The following is a 16,951-nucleotide window of genomic DNA, read 5'->3' on the forward strand; positions in this document are numbered from 1 at the left end:
TCAATAGTGGTGTGATCAAATATTATATATAGAGAATTTGAAGTACTTTTATATTTATTTAAGAATTTATATATATATAATTCATATAGTTTTTCTGGATTAATAGATTTATTACTTAGAAATCTTTGAAGTCTCTTAATTTTACTTTCTTCTGTGCCAGAAGAGTACGAATCTTTAAGCTCTTGAGCTTTTCAGATAATACAACTGTTTTTGAAATTATGATTCCAATAATCATAGCAACTAAGTTATTTAATCTTTTTGAAGATAAAGGTATCATTTTCTCTAGTGTTTTTTTCAATTTTGTAGTAATATATTCTTGATCATTGATCATAATAAACCACCTTTCTATATAAATTGGCTGTTACAAATCAATTTTACACTAGAATTGGTGGTTTTTTATTATTTTCAGATTAATTTTTTTCTCAAAAATGATATTGGAAATTATTTGGTTATTAACTGTCCGTAAGTCAGCTTCTTTTTCACCATTTAAAATATTATAGTGCATAAATTTATCTCTATTCTTTTTATCTCGACAATAAAATTATAATAGATAATTTATGCACTCCTTTTTTCATATAGTTTTTATTACTATTTGTGTCTACTAAAATTATACTCTAACCTATAATAAGTCTTCTTTTATTTTTGATTAGAGTTTTTTAATAATTCTATTGGAATTTTAGTTTCATATACACCACAAAAACAGGATTTATTCATTGCTTTTTCACTTATTCTTATTGAAGTCTCCCCTAAAGAATGTGCTATTTTTTTAGACATTTTGTTAAATAAAATCTTTTTCATAGTTCTCATAATTTCTATAACTCCTTTTCAATAAATTATATGTTATTGGTAAAATTAATGTAACTGCTGAAATTGCAGATAAAATTATCAATGCTTTTATTAGGTTATTTGGAACTAATAAAGTAATTATCATTAAGATTAGACCTGTTATTACAGATTCTTTTTTTAGTTTTTTTCTTAAATTAAAGCTTAATAAAGGATGATTTTCAGTATCTGCAGGGGCATATTTATATAATAAAGTATTAATAATTGTAAATAGAGTAAAAACCATATAATTATTAAACTTTAAATAATAACTTAAATAAGATCCAAAAACAAATATTAATAATGAAACTAAAGTACATATAAAGCTATTTTTGGCATGAAGGCCAAATGTATTTCTTCTTATAATTGTAAAAATTAATAACATAAAGATAGTTCTTTTTAATAAGTGAAATACTGCAGCTACTAAAAATATTATAATTAATTTAGATATATTAATTAGTAATATTTCAATACCTAATTTCATTTTTTGTAGTTCTAACCCTTCCTTTTGTAAATATGAATTTATATTATTCAAAATTATTTGAGCAAGTCTTTCCATAAGGCTTATCTGAATTTTATTTTTCATATATATCACCTGAATATGCTTTACTATATTTTTACTATAATAATGTTAATAAAATTGTATATTAATCTATTTATGCTTTGAATTATAAATAGCTAAAATAATTATACAAATCAAAGCAATAGAACTTATAATGATACCTAATATTATTGGTGGCATTGGAAAAATAATTGTAGCAATTAAAATTAGAAAAAGTAATATTAAAAGTAATGATAAGTATTCTTTCAATAAGTCACCTCCTCATGTATAGAGGAGTATTCTTGGAAAATGTAAATGTCCAAGTTTACTCAAATTTTATTTTTAATATTCTTATGGGTTTTATACTAAAAGCTATAATTCCATCTAAAACAAAAGCTATCATTTTTTATGGATATTTAGATTCAACTGTTAGTCTTTCATGATGTTATATTCTAATATGGAAGACTTGTATTATATTAAAATAACTATACCTCTAAGAAATAAGTTTACTTCTTTAATTATATATATATTATTGAAATTTTTCCAGTAAAAGTCACAAATGATAATATTTAAGTAATAATTGTTGAAATTAATACCAAAATTACACAAATAATACTATTTATGACTAAAATTAAAATTATAATTTTTGGTGATGTAGAATTATATCTATAAGTAAGATATTTAAATTAAAAGCAAATTAAAATATCTTAAAAAAGGATAGGTTACTTATTTTTTAGTATGTTATCTAATGCTGTTAGAATCATTGTTTATGGGTGTAAATCATGTCCATTAGCATAAATGTTTCTCTAGAAGCGGTTAGAATTAGGACAAGTTCTTGCTAATTACAATAATATACAATGTAATCGAAACTGCCAGATTAAATTATACGCAGAAATCAGCTTTTATCTACAGAGCAAAAAGTAGTAATTGTTTTTGGACCATAATTTCCATTGGAGGTAATAAGATGAAAAGTATAAAAGACTATATTTTAAAATTATGTTTTATATTTAAAGAAATTTTTAAAGCAGGACCAGGTGTATTTTTTCTTTCCATTGGTTCAATGCTTATTACAGGTATTAGCCCAGTCGTTACTACATATTTGACAGCTAAATTAATAGAAGAATTAGGTCAAAATATAGGAAATAACTCATCGGGTGTGTATGTAAGATTATTAATTATTTTATTTTTAATGCTTTTATTTATAGTAATTTCATTCGCTATAGAAAGTGTAAAAACTATTATATGTTCTATAGCAGGGTTAAAATTGTCACACAATATAGAAAACTTGGTTGCGGATAAATTTCAAAGAATAAAGCAAGAGAGAATAGATAATCCTACTTTTTTAGATTTGCATTCAAACACTTTGACTAAATGTGGTTCTGAACCATTGAATTTAATGGAAGGCTTATTTGGTATGGTTGCAAGCTTTATAAGTCTTATTGGATATGCTGTTATTATTATTAGATTTAATTTACTTGCGTTTCTTTTTATTATGATTTTTACTTTACCTATTATAATTTATAAAAGAAAATTTCAAGGTATGATGTTTAGATTTTTTAGTGAAAGAACTATGCAAATGAGGAGAATATGGTATTATCTCTCACTGATTACTGATCCCAAGTATACAAATGAGATTAGAGCTTATAGATTATATGATCACTTTAGAAAAAGAAGAAAAGAGTCATTTAATGACCTTATGAAAGGTAACAATAAAATTGCAACAAAAGAGATTATAGTATCAATATTAACTAGTTCTATTTCAATGATAGGTGCTATTTTGGTTGGAGTATGGATTGTAAAAAATACGATCACAGGTTCAATATCTGTGTCAGAGTTTTATTTGTTTGTTACTGCTATTATAACTATCGTTACGAAGTTAATAGGATTATCAAATCAAATAGCATCCAATAGTAAAAGCATGATGTTTATTAATTATATATTTGAATTTATGAAGGAAACAGATATTATAGAAAGTAAAAATCTGAAAATTAAATCAATACCAGTACATAATATATGTTTTGAAAATGTTAGTTTTAAGTATACAGGTTCTGATAATTATGCACTTAAAGATATAAATGTAAATTTTAATACAAAGGAGACAATATGCCTTGTTGGTGAAAATGGGAGTGGAAAGTCAACACTTGTAAAACTTCTACTTAGAATTTATGATCCAACACAAGGGCAGATATTACTAGATAACACAGATTTAAAAGAATACGACATAAATGAATTAAGATCGTTTTTTGGCGTTTTATTTCAAGATTATGTTAAGTTCTCAGATAGTGTCCATAATTGTATAGGATTTGGAAATATTGATAAGATACAAAACGACATGGATATAGAAAAAGCTGCTCAAATAACAGGAGCCAGTAAATTTATTGAAAACTACAAAAATAGATATGATACAAACTTAAGTAAAATGTTTTTTTATGATGCTATAGAACCTTCAGGAGGTCAATGGCAAAAAATTGCCATATCTAGAGCAGTTTTCTCTGAAGCATCGGTTTTAGTATTAGATGAGCCAACAGCAGCACTTGATCCAAAGTCAGAAGTGAACATGTTTGATACTTTTAAAACAATAAGCGAACTTAAATCTACAATCATCATCTCTCATAGAATGTATATTACTAAATTAGCTGATAAAATTATTTTATTAGATAAAGGACAAGTTATAGAAGAAGGAAGCTTTGAAGAATTAATCAAACTGAAAAAGGAATTTTATAATATGTATAAAATTCAAGCAGACAGCTACTCTATGTCTGTTGAATTAATATAAATATAATAAGGGCTATTGATTACTTATACAGCTTACTACTAAAAAAGTTATAAGATGGGGGAGAGAAAATCATGAATAATAAATTAAGTTTAAAGAAAATCAATAAGGCAAATTATTCTACAGTAAGAACTTTAGGTGTCCCAGATAAAGCTTATAATGCAGGTTTTATCGGACAAATGATATAAATAAAACATTCACAGTAAATTTAAAAAATTATAAGATGGAGGAGAGAAAATCATGAATAATAAATTAAGTTTAAAGAAAATCAATAAGGCAAATTATTCTACAGTAAGAACTTTAGGATGCCACTGTGGTTGTCACGGTGTCCCAGATAAAGCTTATAATGCAGGTTTTATCGGACAAATGATATAAATAAAACATTCACAGTAAATTTAAAAAAGAAGAATAACTAATAACTTTAGTAGTAGGCGGTATAAATAATCAATAGCTCAAAAGTTTATATCCATGATTAAACTAGACAAGCTACATCAGAATTCCTATAAAGTAAAAATTATAAGATGAGGGAGTGGAAGTCATGAATAATAAAGTTAGTTTAAAAAAGATAAACAATGCAAATTACTCCACAGTAACAACTTTAGGGTGCCACTGTGGCTGTCCAAGTAAAGCAAGTCAAGCTTATTATTATAATTACATGGGACAGTATTTGAATATTCTGTAAACTGAAAATTTACAGTAAATCTATAAAATAGAAAAATAACTTATAACTATAGTAATAGGCTATATAAATAATCAATAACTATAAAGAGAGAGGATGTAAGTAAAGATGTATTTATCTAAAATAATTAAGACAAATAACAATATGTATATTTATGATGCACTAAACAATGACTTTGCTAAAATTAACTCCGAGGAAGATATATTAGATGATAATAAATATGCTGATTTTTTGATAAATAACAACTTCAGGGATATAAAGAAACCATGTGAGTTTGATGTGAAATATCCTTATAGTGAAGACGAATTAAATAATATGTATAATAATAAAACAAAGAGTATGACTTTAGCACTTACAGAGCAGTGCAATCTACGATGTAAATATTGTGGATATATGCCTAAATATATGGATGATAACTATAAGCTAAAAAGTATGCCTAAAGAGGTTGCTTTTAAGGCTATAGATATTCTTATGAATAATTCACATGAAAGTGATATATGCCATCTTGGTTTTTATGGAGGGGAACCTTTACTTAGACTTGATCTTATAAAAGAATGTATTGATTACATAAGTAATAAATATCCATTTAGAAAACCTTTTTATAATATGGTAACAAATGCAGTTTTACTTGATGATAAAGTTACTGATTTCATAATAGAAAATGATATAAAAGTAATTATAAGCTTTGATGGACCTAAAAAATATCAAAATAAATATAGAGTTGATTGTAATGGTAATTATAGTCATGAGAAGGTGTGTCAAAACATTGAGGCATTTTATCGTAAAGACCCTAAATTTTTTAGGGAAAATGTTACATATAATGTAGTTACGTTTAATGGTGCTAGCAATGATCTTTTTGAGTCTATAGATAATTTATGGAAATCTAATGTAAATATGATAGATCTTGTAGAAACTGATTATTTTACAAACTCAAGGGACGAAAGTGATAAGCTGGTCAATAAAAATGAAAAAATTGATGCAAGAAAGTACGATTTTGTCTATAATAATATTCTTAAAAATATGAAAAAATATTATGATTTATTCAGTGGACCAGCTTGTAGTAATTGCATTTTTCCTGGAGGGTTTTGTATTCCTGGTTCAAGAAAGAACTTTGTAACCACTGACGGTAAAATAATTGTATGTGAAAAGGTGGATGAGGGTCAGGAAATTTTTGAAATTGGAGATGTTTATAACGGTATTGATATAAATAAAATAAAAAGGCTTATTGATCAAACTCTAAAAAGTTTAGAAAAATGTAAGGATTGCTGGGCCGCTAAGTATTGCAAAATGTGCTTTAAAGAGATTCTAAATATAAATGATGAGTTCTGTGAAAAATCTAAAAGAGATGTAGAGAAGGAATTGGGTTATTATTTAGACAATGCAAGTAATGATAGAGATTTTGTGAATCAGGTAGCAAACATCTCAGTGATTTAAATAGGAGATTCATATGACTTCTGTTTAGTGGTATCCCGTAGAAAATACAGAGATGGTAGTTGCCCAATAGTTTTAATCATCAGAGCTTGGACTCAGTATAGAGATGTATGACTAAGTATGGCATTAGAGGGCTACTCTATCTGTATTCGACTTTTCATAACTTGCGAGATACTACGAAAACTGGGGATCAATAGAAAAACTAAGATTATATAAGGAGAGAATAAAAATGAAGGTTGCATTGATTGATACAGGAATTTCTAAAAATGAAATTAACAACAGGTGTGAAGTAAGACACTTTTCTTTAGTTAAAGAAGCATTAATAGAAGAATATAAAGAACCTGCAGAAACACACTGCCACGGTACAGATTGCTTCAAGGAAATAGTATCTAATACTAAAAATAGTGAACTAGAAATACTTGATTTAAATATATTAGATGAGTCAGGAAAATTACAGGTGAATAATATTATTTCTGCAATAGAAAAATCAATAGAGGAAAGAGTTGATATAATAAATATCAGTTTAGGATTAACTACGTATTCCCAAGAATTATATGATATATGTGAAAAAGCAGTTCAAAATAATATTGTTATATTATCAGCTGCATCCCATTCTAATACCATATCATTTCCAGCTGATTTCAAAAATGTAATATGTGTACAAGTAGATCAAGAGCAAACAGAAAAAATTAAAACAATTGATTATAGTACAGTTTCTATTTCGATGAGAGATTTTATAATAAAGGAAAACAATACCGAATTTGATTTCAGTTCATCTAGTTTGGCATGTGCTAGACTATGCGGATATCTTTGTGATGATTTTAGCAATATGTGGTTAAATGATAAATTTAAAATACTATCTCGCAAATACAATATTAAGCTTTATAGTTCAGATGATATTAGTTCCAATATTGGTTTAAAAGAAAGCGGTATTAATTATATATTATCAAATAACAAAGCAGCCGTTGTTCTATTTCCATCAAATTTACTGGAAAAAGTGAATAAGGATTATATAAATGAAAACATAGTAGCGTATTATGATCATGAGAAATGTGATTTTTACAGTTTTAAAGATGGTAAGCCAATTAAGGATTTTGATGTAATAATAATATTGAATTCTTCATATTTCAATATGGAAGTTCCTGCAACTATAAAAGAAAAGTATATAAACTATAGGATAATCTGTATAGGTAATTTTTTAAAAACAGACGATAATAAATACTTGTATGATTATAATGAATATAATTCTTCTGAACTATCTGTACTAGAAAAACCTGCTATAGCTATCACAAGCTTATGTAGTGGATTAAATAAATCTGATGTTCAGTTATCTTTATTAAATAGTTTGAAACAAGACGGATTAAATATTGAATCAATTTCTAATAATCCAATAGATGCACTTTACAATGGAAATGTTTTTAATTTTCCAAACGAACTAAAATTCCCAAGTATAGTTTATTCGATTAATAAATTTATGTATCTTTCTGAAATTAATAAAGACATGGATGCATGGCTTATAAATATTGGAGGAGCAATAGGTCAAGTTAATAACTTAAATACATACAACTTTGGTAAACTTGCTGATGCTTACTTTTCTGCCGTAAATATAGATGTAGCCATAATGTGTGTAAATACTTTTATAGATGTTGAAAATTTAAAATTACAGTTAGCAAATTTATATAAACATGGCATTGAAACAATATTCATTGTTTTATCACATAATGATATTGATAGTACAACTATGAGTTATAGAGATGGATTACAAACCTATTATGTTGATAATACAAAATACTTTGAGGCATTTGAGTATTTAAAGGAAAATGTTGAAGAAAAAGTATTTACTTTGGATGATGTACAAAACGGTAACCTTTATAAAAATATTATAGAAACATTAAGCTAAAATAAAGTCATATTAGATAACTAATCAAAAGTCTATTAAAGAATATAAATTTAAGTAAGGGATTTAAAATATAATCTATGAACCTTTTCCATTGATAAAATCATTTACTGCTTGTAATTTAATATCTGATATATAAAATGTATTTTTATTTTTGGTTATAGGTTCTTCTAATGCAAATGTTTTATATTTACGAATCCATGCTCTAACAGAGCTTGGATTCACTCCTAAATATTTGCCTATTTGATTTAGGATAATTTCCCTATATAAATAGTATTCTACAAACTTAATCTTAATTTCAGCAATATTTTAGGTTTTCTTCCCATAATAGAATGCTTCCTCTATAGTTACAGTTTTATTATTTGAACTGTCTACTATAAGGGGAGCATATCAATGATTTTTTATATCTGTTTTTTATTTAACTACTTTTAATTACTTTTTCTAGTATAAGAATAGAATAAATAATAGTAATAAAGACTCCTAAGAAAGAAATTATTGTTATTATTCTTGATGACCAAGAAAGTAGAAAAATGCTTATTGTATTTAAATTATTAGGATCAAATAATGTAAATATAGAACCTAGGCTTTCGTGAACTAGATTGTTATTTAAAAGAGTTAAAACTATTCCACAAATTAATCCCATTATTAAATCTATATATTTGTGCATACATATATCCCCTTTATTAAAATATATTGTAATTACATATTAAAAATTTTTATGCTTTTGCAGTAACTTTACACGAAATAAAAATAAAAACAAAACTAAAAAAAATTAAAATTAATCTATTTAATATATAGTACTCTGGTGAAATAATATAATAAAAATTATTTGTATTTGCTCCAATAGAAAAAATCTTAAACATTGAACCTGATGATAATAAATCAATACAATAATATGATGTTAAAATTAATATTGCTGCATAAATATTCTTAAAAACAGTTATTATTAATAACACTAATGAACATAGAAATAATATATTAGGTATAAATCTAGCACTTAAAAGTAAATTTTTTATATCTAAAAATGATATATTTCTATAATAAATTAACCCAGTAACGAATGATCCAAAAGAAAATGCTAATGAATATATAAGCCATCTATACAGTACTATATAATTAAATTCATTTCGATTATAGAATGTAATTAATTCATACATTCCAATACTATAATCTTGATAAAAAACATATATTATAGTAAATGCTGATATTAATGGAATAATATAATCATATAAATTATCACAGCTTTTTAATTTATATCCAATTGCAATAGATTTTAAATAATTTGAAGGTGCAGGTGAAATTAATGATATAATAAACATTAAAATCAAAATTAAACCTGTAAATTTTACTTTCTTTTGTTTTACATCATATATTTTAAAATAATTATTATAAAATCCCTTGCTGTTTTTGAATATATACATATGCATTTTCTAAAGAAACCTCCTTCTCAGGTTTACTATTATTAATTTCACAAGAATTCTTAATAAATTTAATTTTAACCTCTTTATTATTTAAACGTTTTTCTTCTATTACAACTACAGATTTTCTTATTTCTTTTAAATTTTCCACATTGCAAATAACACTATAAATATTAGGAGCTGATTTTCCTATTATATCACTAACAGACCCATTAAATTTTATTGATCCGTTATTAATAACTAACACATTATCACTATATAATTCAGCATCTTCTATTATATGTGTTGATATTAAAGTTATCCTATCATGTCCAATTTCAGAAAGATAATGTCTAAATTCTAGTCTTTGTTCTGGATCTAGTCCAACTGTTGGTTCATCAATTATTATTAATTTAGAATCTCCTAATACAGCTTGTGCTATCCCTAATCGTCTCTTATATCCACCAGAATATTTAGAAACAGGACGTTTTATAACTTCATTTAAATTAAACTTGTATATAACTTCCTCCAATATCTTTTCTTTTTTATGTTTATCAATATTCTTAATATCACATACGTAAGATAAAAAATCATATCCTAATACATTAGGATATATATCAAAATTTTGTGGTAAGTACCCGATCTCATTCAATCCAATATTTTGTGCATACAATAAATCTTTTCCATTAAGTTCAATCTTACCACTTTTAGGCTTTTTTAATCCTGTAATAATTTTCATTAATGTAGTTTTTCCAGCTCCATTATTCCCCAACAAAGCAGTAATACCATTATTACAATTACAAGAAATATTATTTAATATTTTTTTATTACCATAAGAAAAATTAACATTACTAATAGATAAATTATTTTCCATACTTATAAACTCCTATATCTCATTTATTATTAAAGTATCTTCAAATATTTGCACACTTGAGTTTATATCATTATTTAGTGTATTAATATCCCAAATACCACCTATAACCTTTTTAAATTTTCGACTTTTTAAAAATTCCAAATCAGCTTCAGATAAACCATCAGTTACATTTAATTTTGAAATATATTTGTCTAATCTAGATTTTAACTGTTGTGAATTTTGATTTATTGGAATAATATATTGGCAATTATCTATAAATTCTTCTTTATAATCACCTGAAAATACATTTACTCCTAAGGACTTTCCTTGAAATTTATAAACATTATCACATTTATCTATAATATTTAAATTAGAATATACTTGTTTATTTGCTTTGATATTAACATTAAAATCTATCACATAGTTATTATTTATTTTTGGATACCATGAAAATGTTGATTCAGGTAAATTAACTGCTAAATTACTAACATAGTAAACACTCATACCAAGATCATTTTCTACAAAAACATTACCACTATATTCAATTACTATATCTACTAACGTACCTTTATTAAATTTATGTTTTATATACAAATTATTATCTTCATGTTCAAAATTAACATCAACATTATTTATAGATACTTTATTTATTTTAAATAACTTGTCTAATAACAATACAATTTCTTCTGAATCATCATTAATATTTATGTTAATATGAGTTGTATTTTTTATATTATTACTTATATCTATATTCATATCATAAGATTTAATAGTATATTTTGTATTAACTAAATCTTTATATTCTATGGTGGTGGTAGTACTTCTATTAATATCGTTATAATAAACAATACTAATCATTCCTAAAAAAATTGTGATTATAAAAATAATATATTTTAATCTTTTATTATTTTTATTAACTATAAAACTAATTGAAAGTATAAGTGCTGCTATAAGTACTATAAATACTTTATCTAAATAGTATAAAGTATTAAAAATTTCTCCACAAATATAATTTCCACCCATTAATGTAGAATCATCAAAAATATTAAATAATTTGTATAATACTTTTGTCGATGGATTATATAATTCAAAAATAAATAAACCGTATACTATAATTGATAATAACATAGCAAAAATATTTCTACATATACACCCTATAGTAGAACCTATTACAGACGCAATTAGATTACTTAAATTCCATACTATACAAAAATTAATAATTCCTCTTAAATCAAAGCTATATTCAAAACTTTTATTTCTAAATATAATTATAACTAACATTGGAATAAGAATTGTAAGTATTGAGATTATAAAACCAGTAATTATTATAGCTAATTGTTTTTTTAATATATTATTTTCTAATAAATTTAGAATATCATAATCCTTATACATAACATATGTACTACTTATAAGTAAAAATAAATTTGAACAAATAAATCCAAAGCAGTATACTTGACTAAATACAAAAATTGATTGTCTTAATGCTCCACATTGTTTATAAGTTAAAAATATATTTAATAATATTGCTATTAAAAACAATGGATTTTTAATCATTATTTTTAAGTAAAATCTAATTATTTTTTTCATATTTTGTATATCCTTTCTGTAACTAATAACAGTTCTACAAATTATACTATTGATTCTATAAATAAACACTATCAAAACTTGATAGTGTTTATTTATCTTCAAATTAAATTTTCTTAATCTATAGATAGATCAGCTTCTGAAGTCTAGAATACAAAGGCATTAGTAGCAACACAACTAAATAATGAAACTGATAACATAAGTGCAAGTATTAATTTTTTCTTATTCATATAATGCTGCTAACATTCTTTTTAATACTTGTACATATTTTTAACACTTGTATATATTACCATAATAATTAAATTATTTCATTTTTTTATTACTGCTAGCTAGTATTACTTATATATCTATTTGTATAAAATTCCTATAATTCATAAAAAATACACAATTTAAAAAAAATTATAATTATGGAGGTGTTTTGAAATTATTGAAGAATATTATGTAGGTAACAAAAAAATAAATTTTAAACTACTTTAAACTTTAATTTTTTGTTTTAATATATTTTGAAAGGGATGTTAGCTTAACATGAAAATTATTCCATTATCGTTGGAAAATAAAAATTACATAAAACAATGTGCAATGCTACTAAAGACTAATTTTAAAGATTTTTATAATATTGAAATTGCAAAAAAAGCAATTCTTAATTCTATAGATGAACATAAAATTAGTATTATTGCAGTTGATGAAAATAATAAGGTGCTTGGATGGATTTGTGGAGTTGAAGAGTACAATGCACATGTTTGGGAAATACAACCTTTAGTAGTACGTAAAGAAAATCAAGGAAATGGCATTGGAAAATTGCTTATTTGTGAATTTGAAAGGCTGGTTGCTTTAAGGGGAGGTATCACAATCATATTAGGTACACAAGATGATAATAATAGTACAAGTTTAAGTGGAAAAGATATATATACAGATATTTTCAAGCAAATAGAAAATATAAAAAATTTAAAGCATAATACTTATGAATTCTGCTTAAAACTTGGATATAAAATAATTGGTGTAATACCAGATTCAAATGGTATTGGAAAACCAGACATTCTAATGGCTAAAAGAGTAATATATAATTAATATATTATATTTAGTTCAGTTTAGATAAATTGACCCTATAAATAATTTTTGTAAACTGAATAAAATTAACTTCTTCTTTACAATAATTTGTTAATTATCTAAACAGTGCAATGTCAGTAAGCTAAGTTTTAAAATTTTTACAAGATATAGTTTTTCAAGGAAAAGTCTATGTTTTCATAGACTTTTCTAAAATATTATATAAGATAAAAGCTTGTGCACATATAACATCTAAAATTTAATCATTTTTGGATGCTCATTTATAATCAATAAAAGAATATATCTTAAATGTCTTAAACTTTTATTAATCAAGTAGTAAGTAGAAAATAATACTAAATTAATTGATCATTCAAAGTATTTAACTCATAATTTCTATCTTGATCTACTTCAAGTTTAGCTTTTTCCTTACTTGATAAGGCTCTATATTCAACATTAAATTGAAACATTTTATTATAATACGTAAAATCTTTAATAATTATCTTATTATTTTTAAGTTCTTCAAGAGAAGCTTTAATTCTATCTCTTTGCCTATAGTGATTTTTAGTATTCCAATAAATTGCTGTAGAAAACTCATTTAGATAGATATCTTCATTAAAACTTTTTTTATTAATTTCTGCTCTATATCTTCTTTTTTGTAGCCAAATAGCCAGTTGCTGAGAATCATCGCTTAAACTATTAAATACACTTTCGTCATATTCTAACGTGCTCTTTTTTATTATTAATTCTTTTAAAATATTACCTAAATAAACCTCAGCTATTTTGGTGCCATTTAATGTATATATCTTGCTTTCTAAAAAGACCCCATTAACAGAAGTACCTTCAATATTGTAAGATAATTTTATACTTCCAAGCTTAGCTATAGAGTCTTCAACTGCTTCATAATTCTTTTTTCCATCAGTTAAACCAATGTCTTTTAGAATTAAATGTATACTCTTTATAATTGGTTCCCCTAAAACCATCTTATGAAAATGAGTATAATAATACCTTATAATCTTAACGTCTATTCTATTTAAATATTTAACTGCTTTTATAAAAGCTATTTGTGTTAATAAATCATTTACTAAAAGTGGATTTCCACCACTTTTAATTTGAAGATATGTACTTTGCTCTAATTGAATTAAAAGTTCATTTTGTTCTTCCTGTCCAATCATAATAAATCTATCTATTGTAGAATTTGGACTAAAATCATTTGATTTATCTAAAGTAATTTTTTGATCTTTTGTTAATAAATCTACTCTTCCAGTTGTATCTATCGGTATGTCTCCTAATATACTTGGAACTTTAGTCACATTATTATTAATGATTTCAATTTCCTTATCATACCTTGAATAAATAATTAATATATCATTTTTAAAAGCTGTTCTAATAGAAACTTTACTTAAATCAGAAAGATACATAAACTCAGTAAGTAAAGAATTATCATCTCTTTTCCAATCCATAATTTTCTCTATAAGCTTTGTTTTATATAATTCACTATTTTTAACACCAAAATAACTTTTATACTTTCTTAAAGGCAAAGTTTTATCTAAAACCATCTTATATTGATACTCAGAAAATTCAATTTCTTTAGAAAGTGTACTATTGTTACTTTTTAAAAGTTTGTTCACCCATCTAGTTTTAGTTGTTTTAATGGCTCTATTTAAATTTTTTACTATAAAATCTTTATTATGAATATTGTCTAACATTTTAATATCTCCAGATAAACTAATAAAAAATGTATTAAAATTATCTTTTAAGATACTCTCATATTTAGGCTTCAATGTTTTATATATTTCTTCTTTAAAGGCCTCAATCATATTTTCCACTCCTTTTTTGTAGTATATCATAAGATCTAAATTATTTGCTACTAATGATATTTACTTATTTTAAAGTACATTAGAATAAATAATAAACTATGTATGTTGCAATAAGAAATTCTAAAAGAAATTAACAATTTAGGCACATGAAAATATTTAATATACTTTAGTTTCTTTTTAAATAATTAAACATCTATATAAGTTGCAGTAAAGACTTTAACATTACTATTTAGATTTAAAGTTGTGTCAATTACTTGAATATAACGGTATTATCGCAACTTATATATTTATAATTTAACATTAAAAATAAGCTTTAATATATGTAAAAATTTAACCACTGTGAAAAAGTAACCGTACTAAGTGAAAAAATTTCAGTCCCTCAACCGTACTGAGTGACAATTGTGCAAGATGAACCGTACTGAGTGAAAAAAATTTATGTGTTTTAGTTGAATATTAGTTAAGTTTTAATATTATAGCTTGCAACGTCCTAATTTATTCAAATTTATTCCTTTATTTTGAAAATTATCTTGTAAAAATAAAAAAAATTATATTTTTTTTAAAAATTTTTTTTAAAGTATTTATTCAATATTTTTATTTTTTTGTAGTAATATGTAAAAAAATCGTTGTTTTATTACCGTACTGAGTGAAAAAACACACCTACTTTTGGTAATTTTCGTGCTGTGTGTCAAAAATGAACCGTACTGAGTGAAAAAAATTTATGAAAATTTGTGATTTTAGATTTTTGAATTTTTAAAAACCCACCTAAAGCCAGTGTTTTCAACACTTTCAGCTTTTGTCATAAAATTTACGTATCTAAATGGAAAAATGCCCTCAAACCCGCATTCCTTCGTCATAATTTGTTAGTTGTGTGTCAAAAATGAACCGTACTGAGTGAAAAAAATGACGTTTTTGCATTATTCTCATTTATAAAATACAATGAATTATAGAATATATCGATGAAATGGAGGTGAAGAAGGAATGGCTACTAAACTATATAATTCACATTTATCTAAGATAATATTTGAATGTAATGAATACTATATTCTTGATACATATATATCTTTAGCTTATGTATCTAGTGAAGTTAATTCAAAATATCTTATACAAACATTTAGTGATTCAAAAGCAGATCTTATAAATCTTGTTAGAAGAAATATGAATGCTTCATATAAGACAATATTTAATTGCATAGATAAATTAATAGAAAAGTCTATCTTATCTTTTGATAATGAATTACATAGTTGGGTTTTAGTTGATATGGAGAATATGACTAAATTAAAATATGATTCTAATAATGACTCTTATATGGAGTCAACAGGTTATACAAATATAAGAAATTTCTTCTTCACTGACGAATTTAGAAAAATGAAAGCTAGAGAAAAAAGGCTTATTATATATATGTCACAGCTATGTGATTCTAAAGCATCTAAATTTCATGATAGTTTTTCTATGAATCTTTTAAAGCCTAATAGTTCATGGATGAAAGTATTAAAAACTAAATCTAAGTATTACGCAAGATACACAATAAATAAGATGTTTACTAAATATGAAGATGTATTTAAAGATAATAGTGAAACTATGAGAACTAGGGATTTATCACCTAAAAAAACAACAAACTTTAAGTTTTACTTTGAGTGTCCAGCAATTGATACTAAAGTTTTAGAAGATCAATATATTGAACTTGTTAAACTTAATAATCCTAAAGAATATGAAATGGTTAAAGAAAAGATTAAATTTGGTGGAATAACCTTAACTAAAAAGCTAATAATGCACTTAGTTAGAGCTTTATCAAATCTTAAAGAGTGGTTTTTAAAAGAAAGAGTAGCTCAACTTATAATAAATAAATACATAGCTATTCAAATTCATAAAAGCCGTGAAAATATAAAATCATTGCCAGCATATGCTGCAGCAGTGGTTAAAAGCGTTGTAAATGAATATAAAAACTTTAAAGAAATTCAAAATATAAATAATATAAGAAGATATGAACATGGAGAATACTTTATAGAATATACTAAAAATAAAGTTGATGATGATATAAATTTTGATATAAAAAAGGCTTTGGCCCTTTTATAAATATTCTAACCTAAGATATTATAAACTTTTGCTATGTTTT

At 24.3% G+C, this 16,951-nt stretch carries 18 protein-coding genes; 8 read left to right on the plus strand and 10 right to left on the minus strand.

Translation table 11 applies throughout. The features are described from left to right. Positions 1 to 115 precede the first annotated feature (115 nt). From KYD98_RS16260 to KYD98_RS16275, 4 genes are all read right to left on the minus strand, one after another. Positions 116 to 331 (minus strand): hypothetical protein, encoded by a 216-nt coding sequence (locus KYD98_RS16260; protein ID WP_219781102.1) that lies wholly within the window; start codon positions 329 to 331, stop codon positions 116 to 118. 305 nt (positions 332 to 636) lie between these two features. Next, positions 637 to 807: a cyclic lactone autoinducer peptide gene (locus tag KYD98_RS16265; protein ID WP_219781103.1), complete on the minus strand. Its 171-nt coding sequence runs from the start codon at positions 805 to 807 to the stop codon at positions 637 to 639. Further along, positions 779 to 1,408 (minus strand): accessory gene regulator B family protein, encoded by a 630-nt coding sequence (locus tag KYD98_RS16270; RefSeq protein WP_219781104.1) that lies wholly within the window; start codon positions 1,406 to 1,408, stop codon positions 779 to 781. The genes KYD98_RS16265 and KYD98_RS16270 overlap by 29 nt, the downstream gene beginning before the upstream one ends. A gap of 66 nt (positions 1,409 to 1,474) precedes the next feature. Continuing rightward, entirely contained in the window at positions 1,475 to 1,633 is a 159-nt protein-coding gene (locus KYD98_RS16275; RefSeq protein WP_219781105.1) for a hypothetical protein, read from the minus strand. A 32-nt stretch (positions 1,634 to 1,665) separates the two neighbouring features. On the opposite strand from KYD98_RS16275, the gene KYD98_RS18530 reads away from it, so the two are divergent. The 6 genes from KYD98_RS18530 to KYD98_RS16305 all read left to right on the plus strand — a co-directional run bounded on the left by KYD98_RS18530 (position 1,666) and on the right by KYD98_RS16305 (position 8,146). Further along, positions 1,666 to 1,806 (plus strand): hypothetical protein, encoded by a 141-nt coding sequence (locus KYD98_RS18530; RefSeq protein WP_219781106.1) that lies wholly within the window; start codon positions 1,666 to 1,668, stop codon positions 1,804 to 1,806. 521 nt (positions 1,807 to 2,327) lie between these two features. Further along, positions 2,328 to 4,139 carry an ABC transporter ATP-binding protein gene (locus tag KYD98_RS16285; RefSeq protein WP_219781107.1) on the plus strand — a complete coding sequence of 604 codons (1,812 nt, stop codon included), beginning with the start codon at positions 2,328 to 2,330 and terminating at the stop codon, positions 4,137 to 4,139. Positions 4,140 to 4,376: 237 nt separating this feature from the next. Next, positions 4,377 to 4,511 (plus strand): lachnocin family radical SAM-modified peptide, encoded by a 135-nt coding sequence (locus tag KYD98_RS16290; protein WP_219781108.1) that lies wholly within the window; start codon positions 4,377 to 4,379, stop codon positions 4,509 to 4,511. A 163-nt stretch (positions 4,512 to 4,674) separates the two neighbouring features. Beyond that, a complete protein-coding gene (locus KYD98_RS18535; protein ID WP_219781109.1) occupies positions 4,675 to 4,818 on the plus strand; it encodes a lachnocin family radical SAM-modified peptide in 144 nt (47 codons plus the stop codon). 105 nt (positions 4,819 to 4,923) lie between these two features. After that, positions 4,924 to 6,249, plus strand: coding sequence for a lachnocin radical SAM maturase (locus KYD98_RS16300; RefSeq protein ID WP_219781110.1), 1,326 nt, complete (start codon positions 4,924 to 4,926; stop codon positions 6,247 to 6,249). Between the two features lie 226 nt (positions 6,250 to 6,475). After that, on the plus strand, positions 6,476 to 8,146 hold the full coding sequence (locus KYD98_RS16305; RefSeq protein WP_219781111.1) for a S8 family serine peptidase: 1,671 nt from the start codon (positions 6,476 to 6,478) through the stop codon (positions 8,144 to 8,146). Positions 8,147 to 8,221: 75 nt separating this feature from the next. On the opposite strand, the gene KYD98_RS16310 is transcribed toward KYD98_RS16305, so the two are convergent. From KYD98_RS16310 to KYD98_RS16330, 5 genes are all read right to left on the minus strand, one after another. Then, a complete protein-coding gene (locus tag KYD98_RS16310; protein WP_219781112.1) occupies positions 8,222 to 8,368 on the minus strand; it encodes a hypothetical protein in 147 nt (48 codons plus the stop codon). 193 nt (positions 8,369 to 8,561) lie between these two features. Then, positions 8,562 to 8,810: a hypothetical protein gene (locus tag KYD98_RS16315; protein WP_219781113.1), complete on the minus strand. Its 249-nt coding sequence runs from the start codon at positions 8,808 to 8,810 to the stop codon at positions 8,562 to 8,564. Between the two features lie 49 nt (positions 8,811 to 8,859). Then, the gene (locus tag KYD98_RS16320; protein ID WP_219781114.1) at positions 8,860 to 9,570 is read right to left on the minus strand and encodes a hypothetical protein; all 711 of its coding nucleotides are present in this window, start codon (positions 9,568 to 9,570) and stop codon (positions 8,860 to 8,862) included. After that, complete coding sequence (locus tag KYD98_RS16325; RefSeq protein WP_219781115.1) at positions 9,530 to 10,414, minus strand: ATP-binding cassette domain-containing protein; 885 nt, start codon at positions 10,412 to 10,414, stop codon at positions 9,530 to 9,532. Before KYD98_RS16325 ends, KYD98_RS16320 begins: the two co-directional genes overlap by 41 nt. 12 nt (positions 10,415 to 10,426) lie before the next feature. Next, positions 10,427 to 11,980 (minus strand): hypothetical protein, encoded by a 1,554-nt coding sequence (locus tag KYD98_RS16330; protein WP_219781116.1) that lies wholly within the window; start codon positions 11,978 to 11,980, stop codon positions 10,427 to 10,429. 522 nt (positions 11,981 to 12,502) lie between these two features. On the opposite strand from KYD98_RS16330, the gene KYD98_RS16335 reads away from it, so the two are divergent. Next, positions 12,503 to 13,045 carry a GNAT family N-acetyltransferase gene (locus tag KYD98_RS16335; protein ID WP_219781117.1) on the plus strand — a complete coding sequence of 181 codons (543 nt, stop codon included), beginning with the start codon at positions 12,503 to 12,505 and terminating at the stop codon, positions 13,043 to 13,045. 329 nt (positions 13,046 to 13,374) lie between these two features. Here the strand turns inward: KYD98_RS16335 and KYD98_RS16340 are convergent, their stop codons facing one another. Further along, positions 13,375 to 14,838, minus strand: a complete 1,464-nt coding sequence (locus KYD98_RS16340; RefSeq protein ID WP_219781118.1) for a hypothetical protein — start codon at positions 14,836 to 14,838, stop codon at positions 13,375 to 13,377. Positions 14,839 to 15,816: 978 nt separating this feature from the next. Here KYD98_RS16340 and KYD98_RS16345 point away from each other — a divergent pair. Further along, positions 15,817 to 16,911 carry a hypothetical protein gene (locus tag KYD98_RS16345; RefSeq protein ID WP_219781119.1) on the plus strand — a complete coding sequence of 365 codons (1,095 nt, stop codon included), beginning with the start codon at positions 15,817 to 15,819 and terminating at the stop codon, positions 16,909 to 16,911. Positions 16,912 to 16,951 lie beyond the last annotated feature (40 nt).

It is taken from the genome of Clostridium weizhouense (genome assembly GCF_019431045.1).
GTDB lineage: Bacteria > Bacillota > Clostridia > Clostridiales > Clostridiaceae > Clostridium > Clostridium weizhouense.

Bases quoted from the DNA above. Each gene is read 5' to 3' on its own strand.
- KYD98_RS16305 (WP_219781111.1), top strand. From the start codon at position 6,476: ATGAAGGTTGCATTGATTGATACAGGAATTTCTAAAAATGAAATTAAC.
- KYD98_RS16320 (WP_219781114.1), bottom strand. From the start codon at position 9,570: ATGCATATGTATATATTCAAAAACAGCAAGGGATTTTATAATAATTAT.
- KYD98_RS16315 (WP_219781113.1), bottom strand. From the start codon at position 8,810: ATGCACAAATATATAGATTTAATAATGGGATTAATTTGTGGAATAGTT.
- KYD98_RS16265 (WP_219781103.1), bottom strand. From the start codon at position 807: ATGAGAACTATGAAAAAGATTTTATTTAACAAAATGTCTAAAAAAATA.
- KYD98_RS16330 (WP_219781116.1), bottom strand. From the start codon at position 11,980: ATGAAAAAAATAATTAGATTTTACTTAAAAATAATGATTAAAAATCCA.
- KYD98_RS16290 (WP_219781108.1), top strand. From the start codon at position 4,377: ATGAATAATAAATTAAGTTTAAAGAAAATCAATAAGGCAAATTATTCT.
- KYD98_RS16340 (WP_219781118.1), bottom strand. From the start codon at position 14,838: ATGATTGAGGCCTTTAAAGAAGAAATATATAAAACATTGAAGCCTAAA.
- KYD98_RS16300 (WP_219781110.1), top strand. From the start codon at position 4,924: ATGTATTTATCTAAAATAATTAAGACAAATAACAATATGTATATTTAT.
- KYD98_RS16325 (WP_219781115.1), bottom strand. From the start codon at position 10,414: ATGGAAAATAATTTATCTATTAGTAATGTTAATTTTTCTTATGGTAAT.
- KYD98_RS16345 (WP_219781119.1), top strand. From the start codon at position 15,817: ATGGCTACTAAACTATATAATTCACATTTATCTAAGATAATATTTGAA.
- KYD98_RS18535 (WP_219781109.1), top strand. From the start codon at position 4,675: ATGAATAATAAAGTTAGTTTAAAAAAGATAAACAATGCAAATTACTCC.
- KYD98_RS16260 (WP_219781102.1), bottom strand. From the start codon at position 331: ATGATCAATGATCAAGAATATATTACTACAAAATTGAAAAAAACACTA.
- KYD98_RS16270 (WP_219781104.1), bottom strand. From the start codon at position 1,408: ATGAAAAATAAAATTCAGATAAGCCTTATGGAAAGACTTGCTCAAATA.
- KYD98_RS16335 (WP_219781117.1), top strand. From the start codon at position 12,503: ATGAAAATTATTCCATTATCGTTGGAAAATAAAAATTACATAAAACAA.
- KYD98_RS16285 (WP_219781107.1), top strand. From the start codon at position 2,328: ATGAAAAGTATAAAAGACTATATTTTAAAATTATGTTTTATATTTAAA.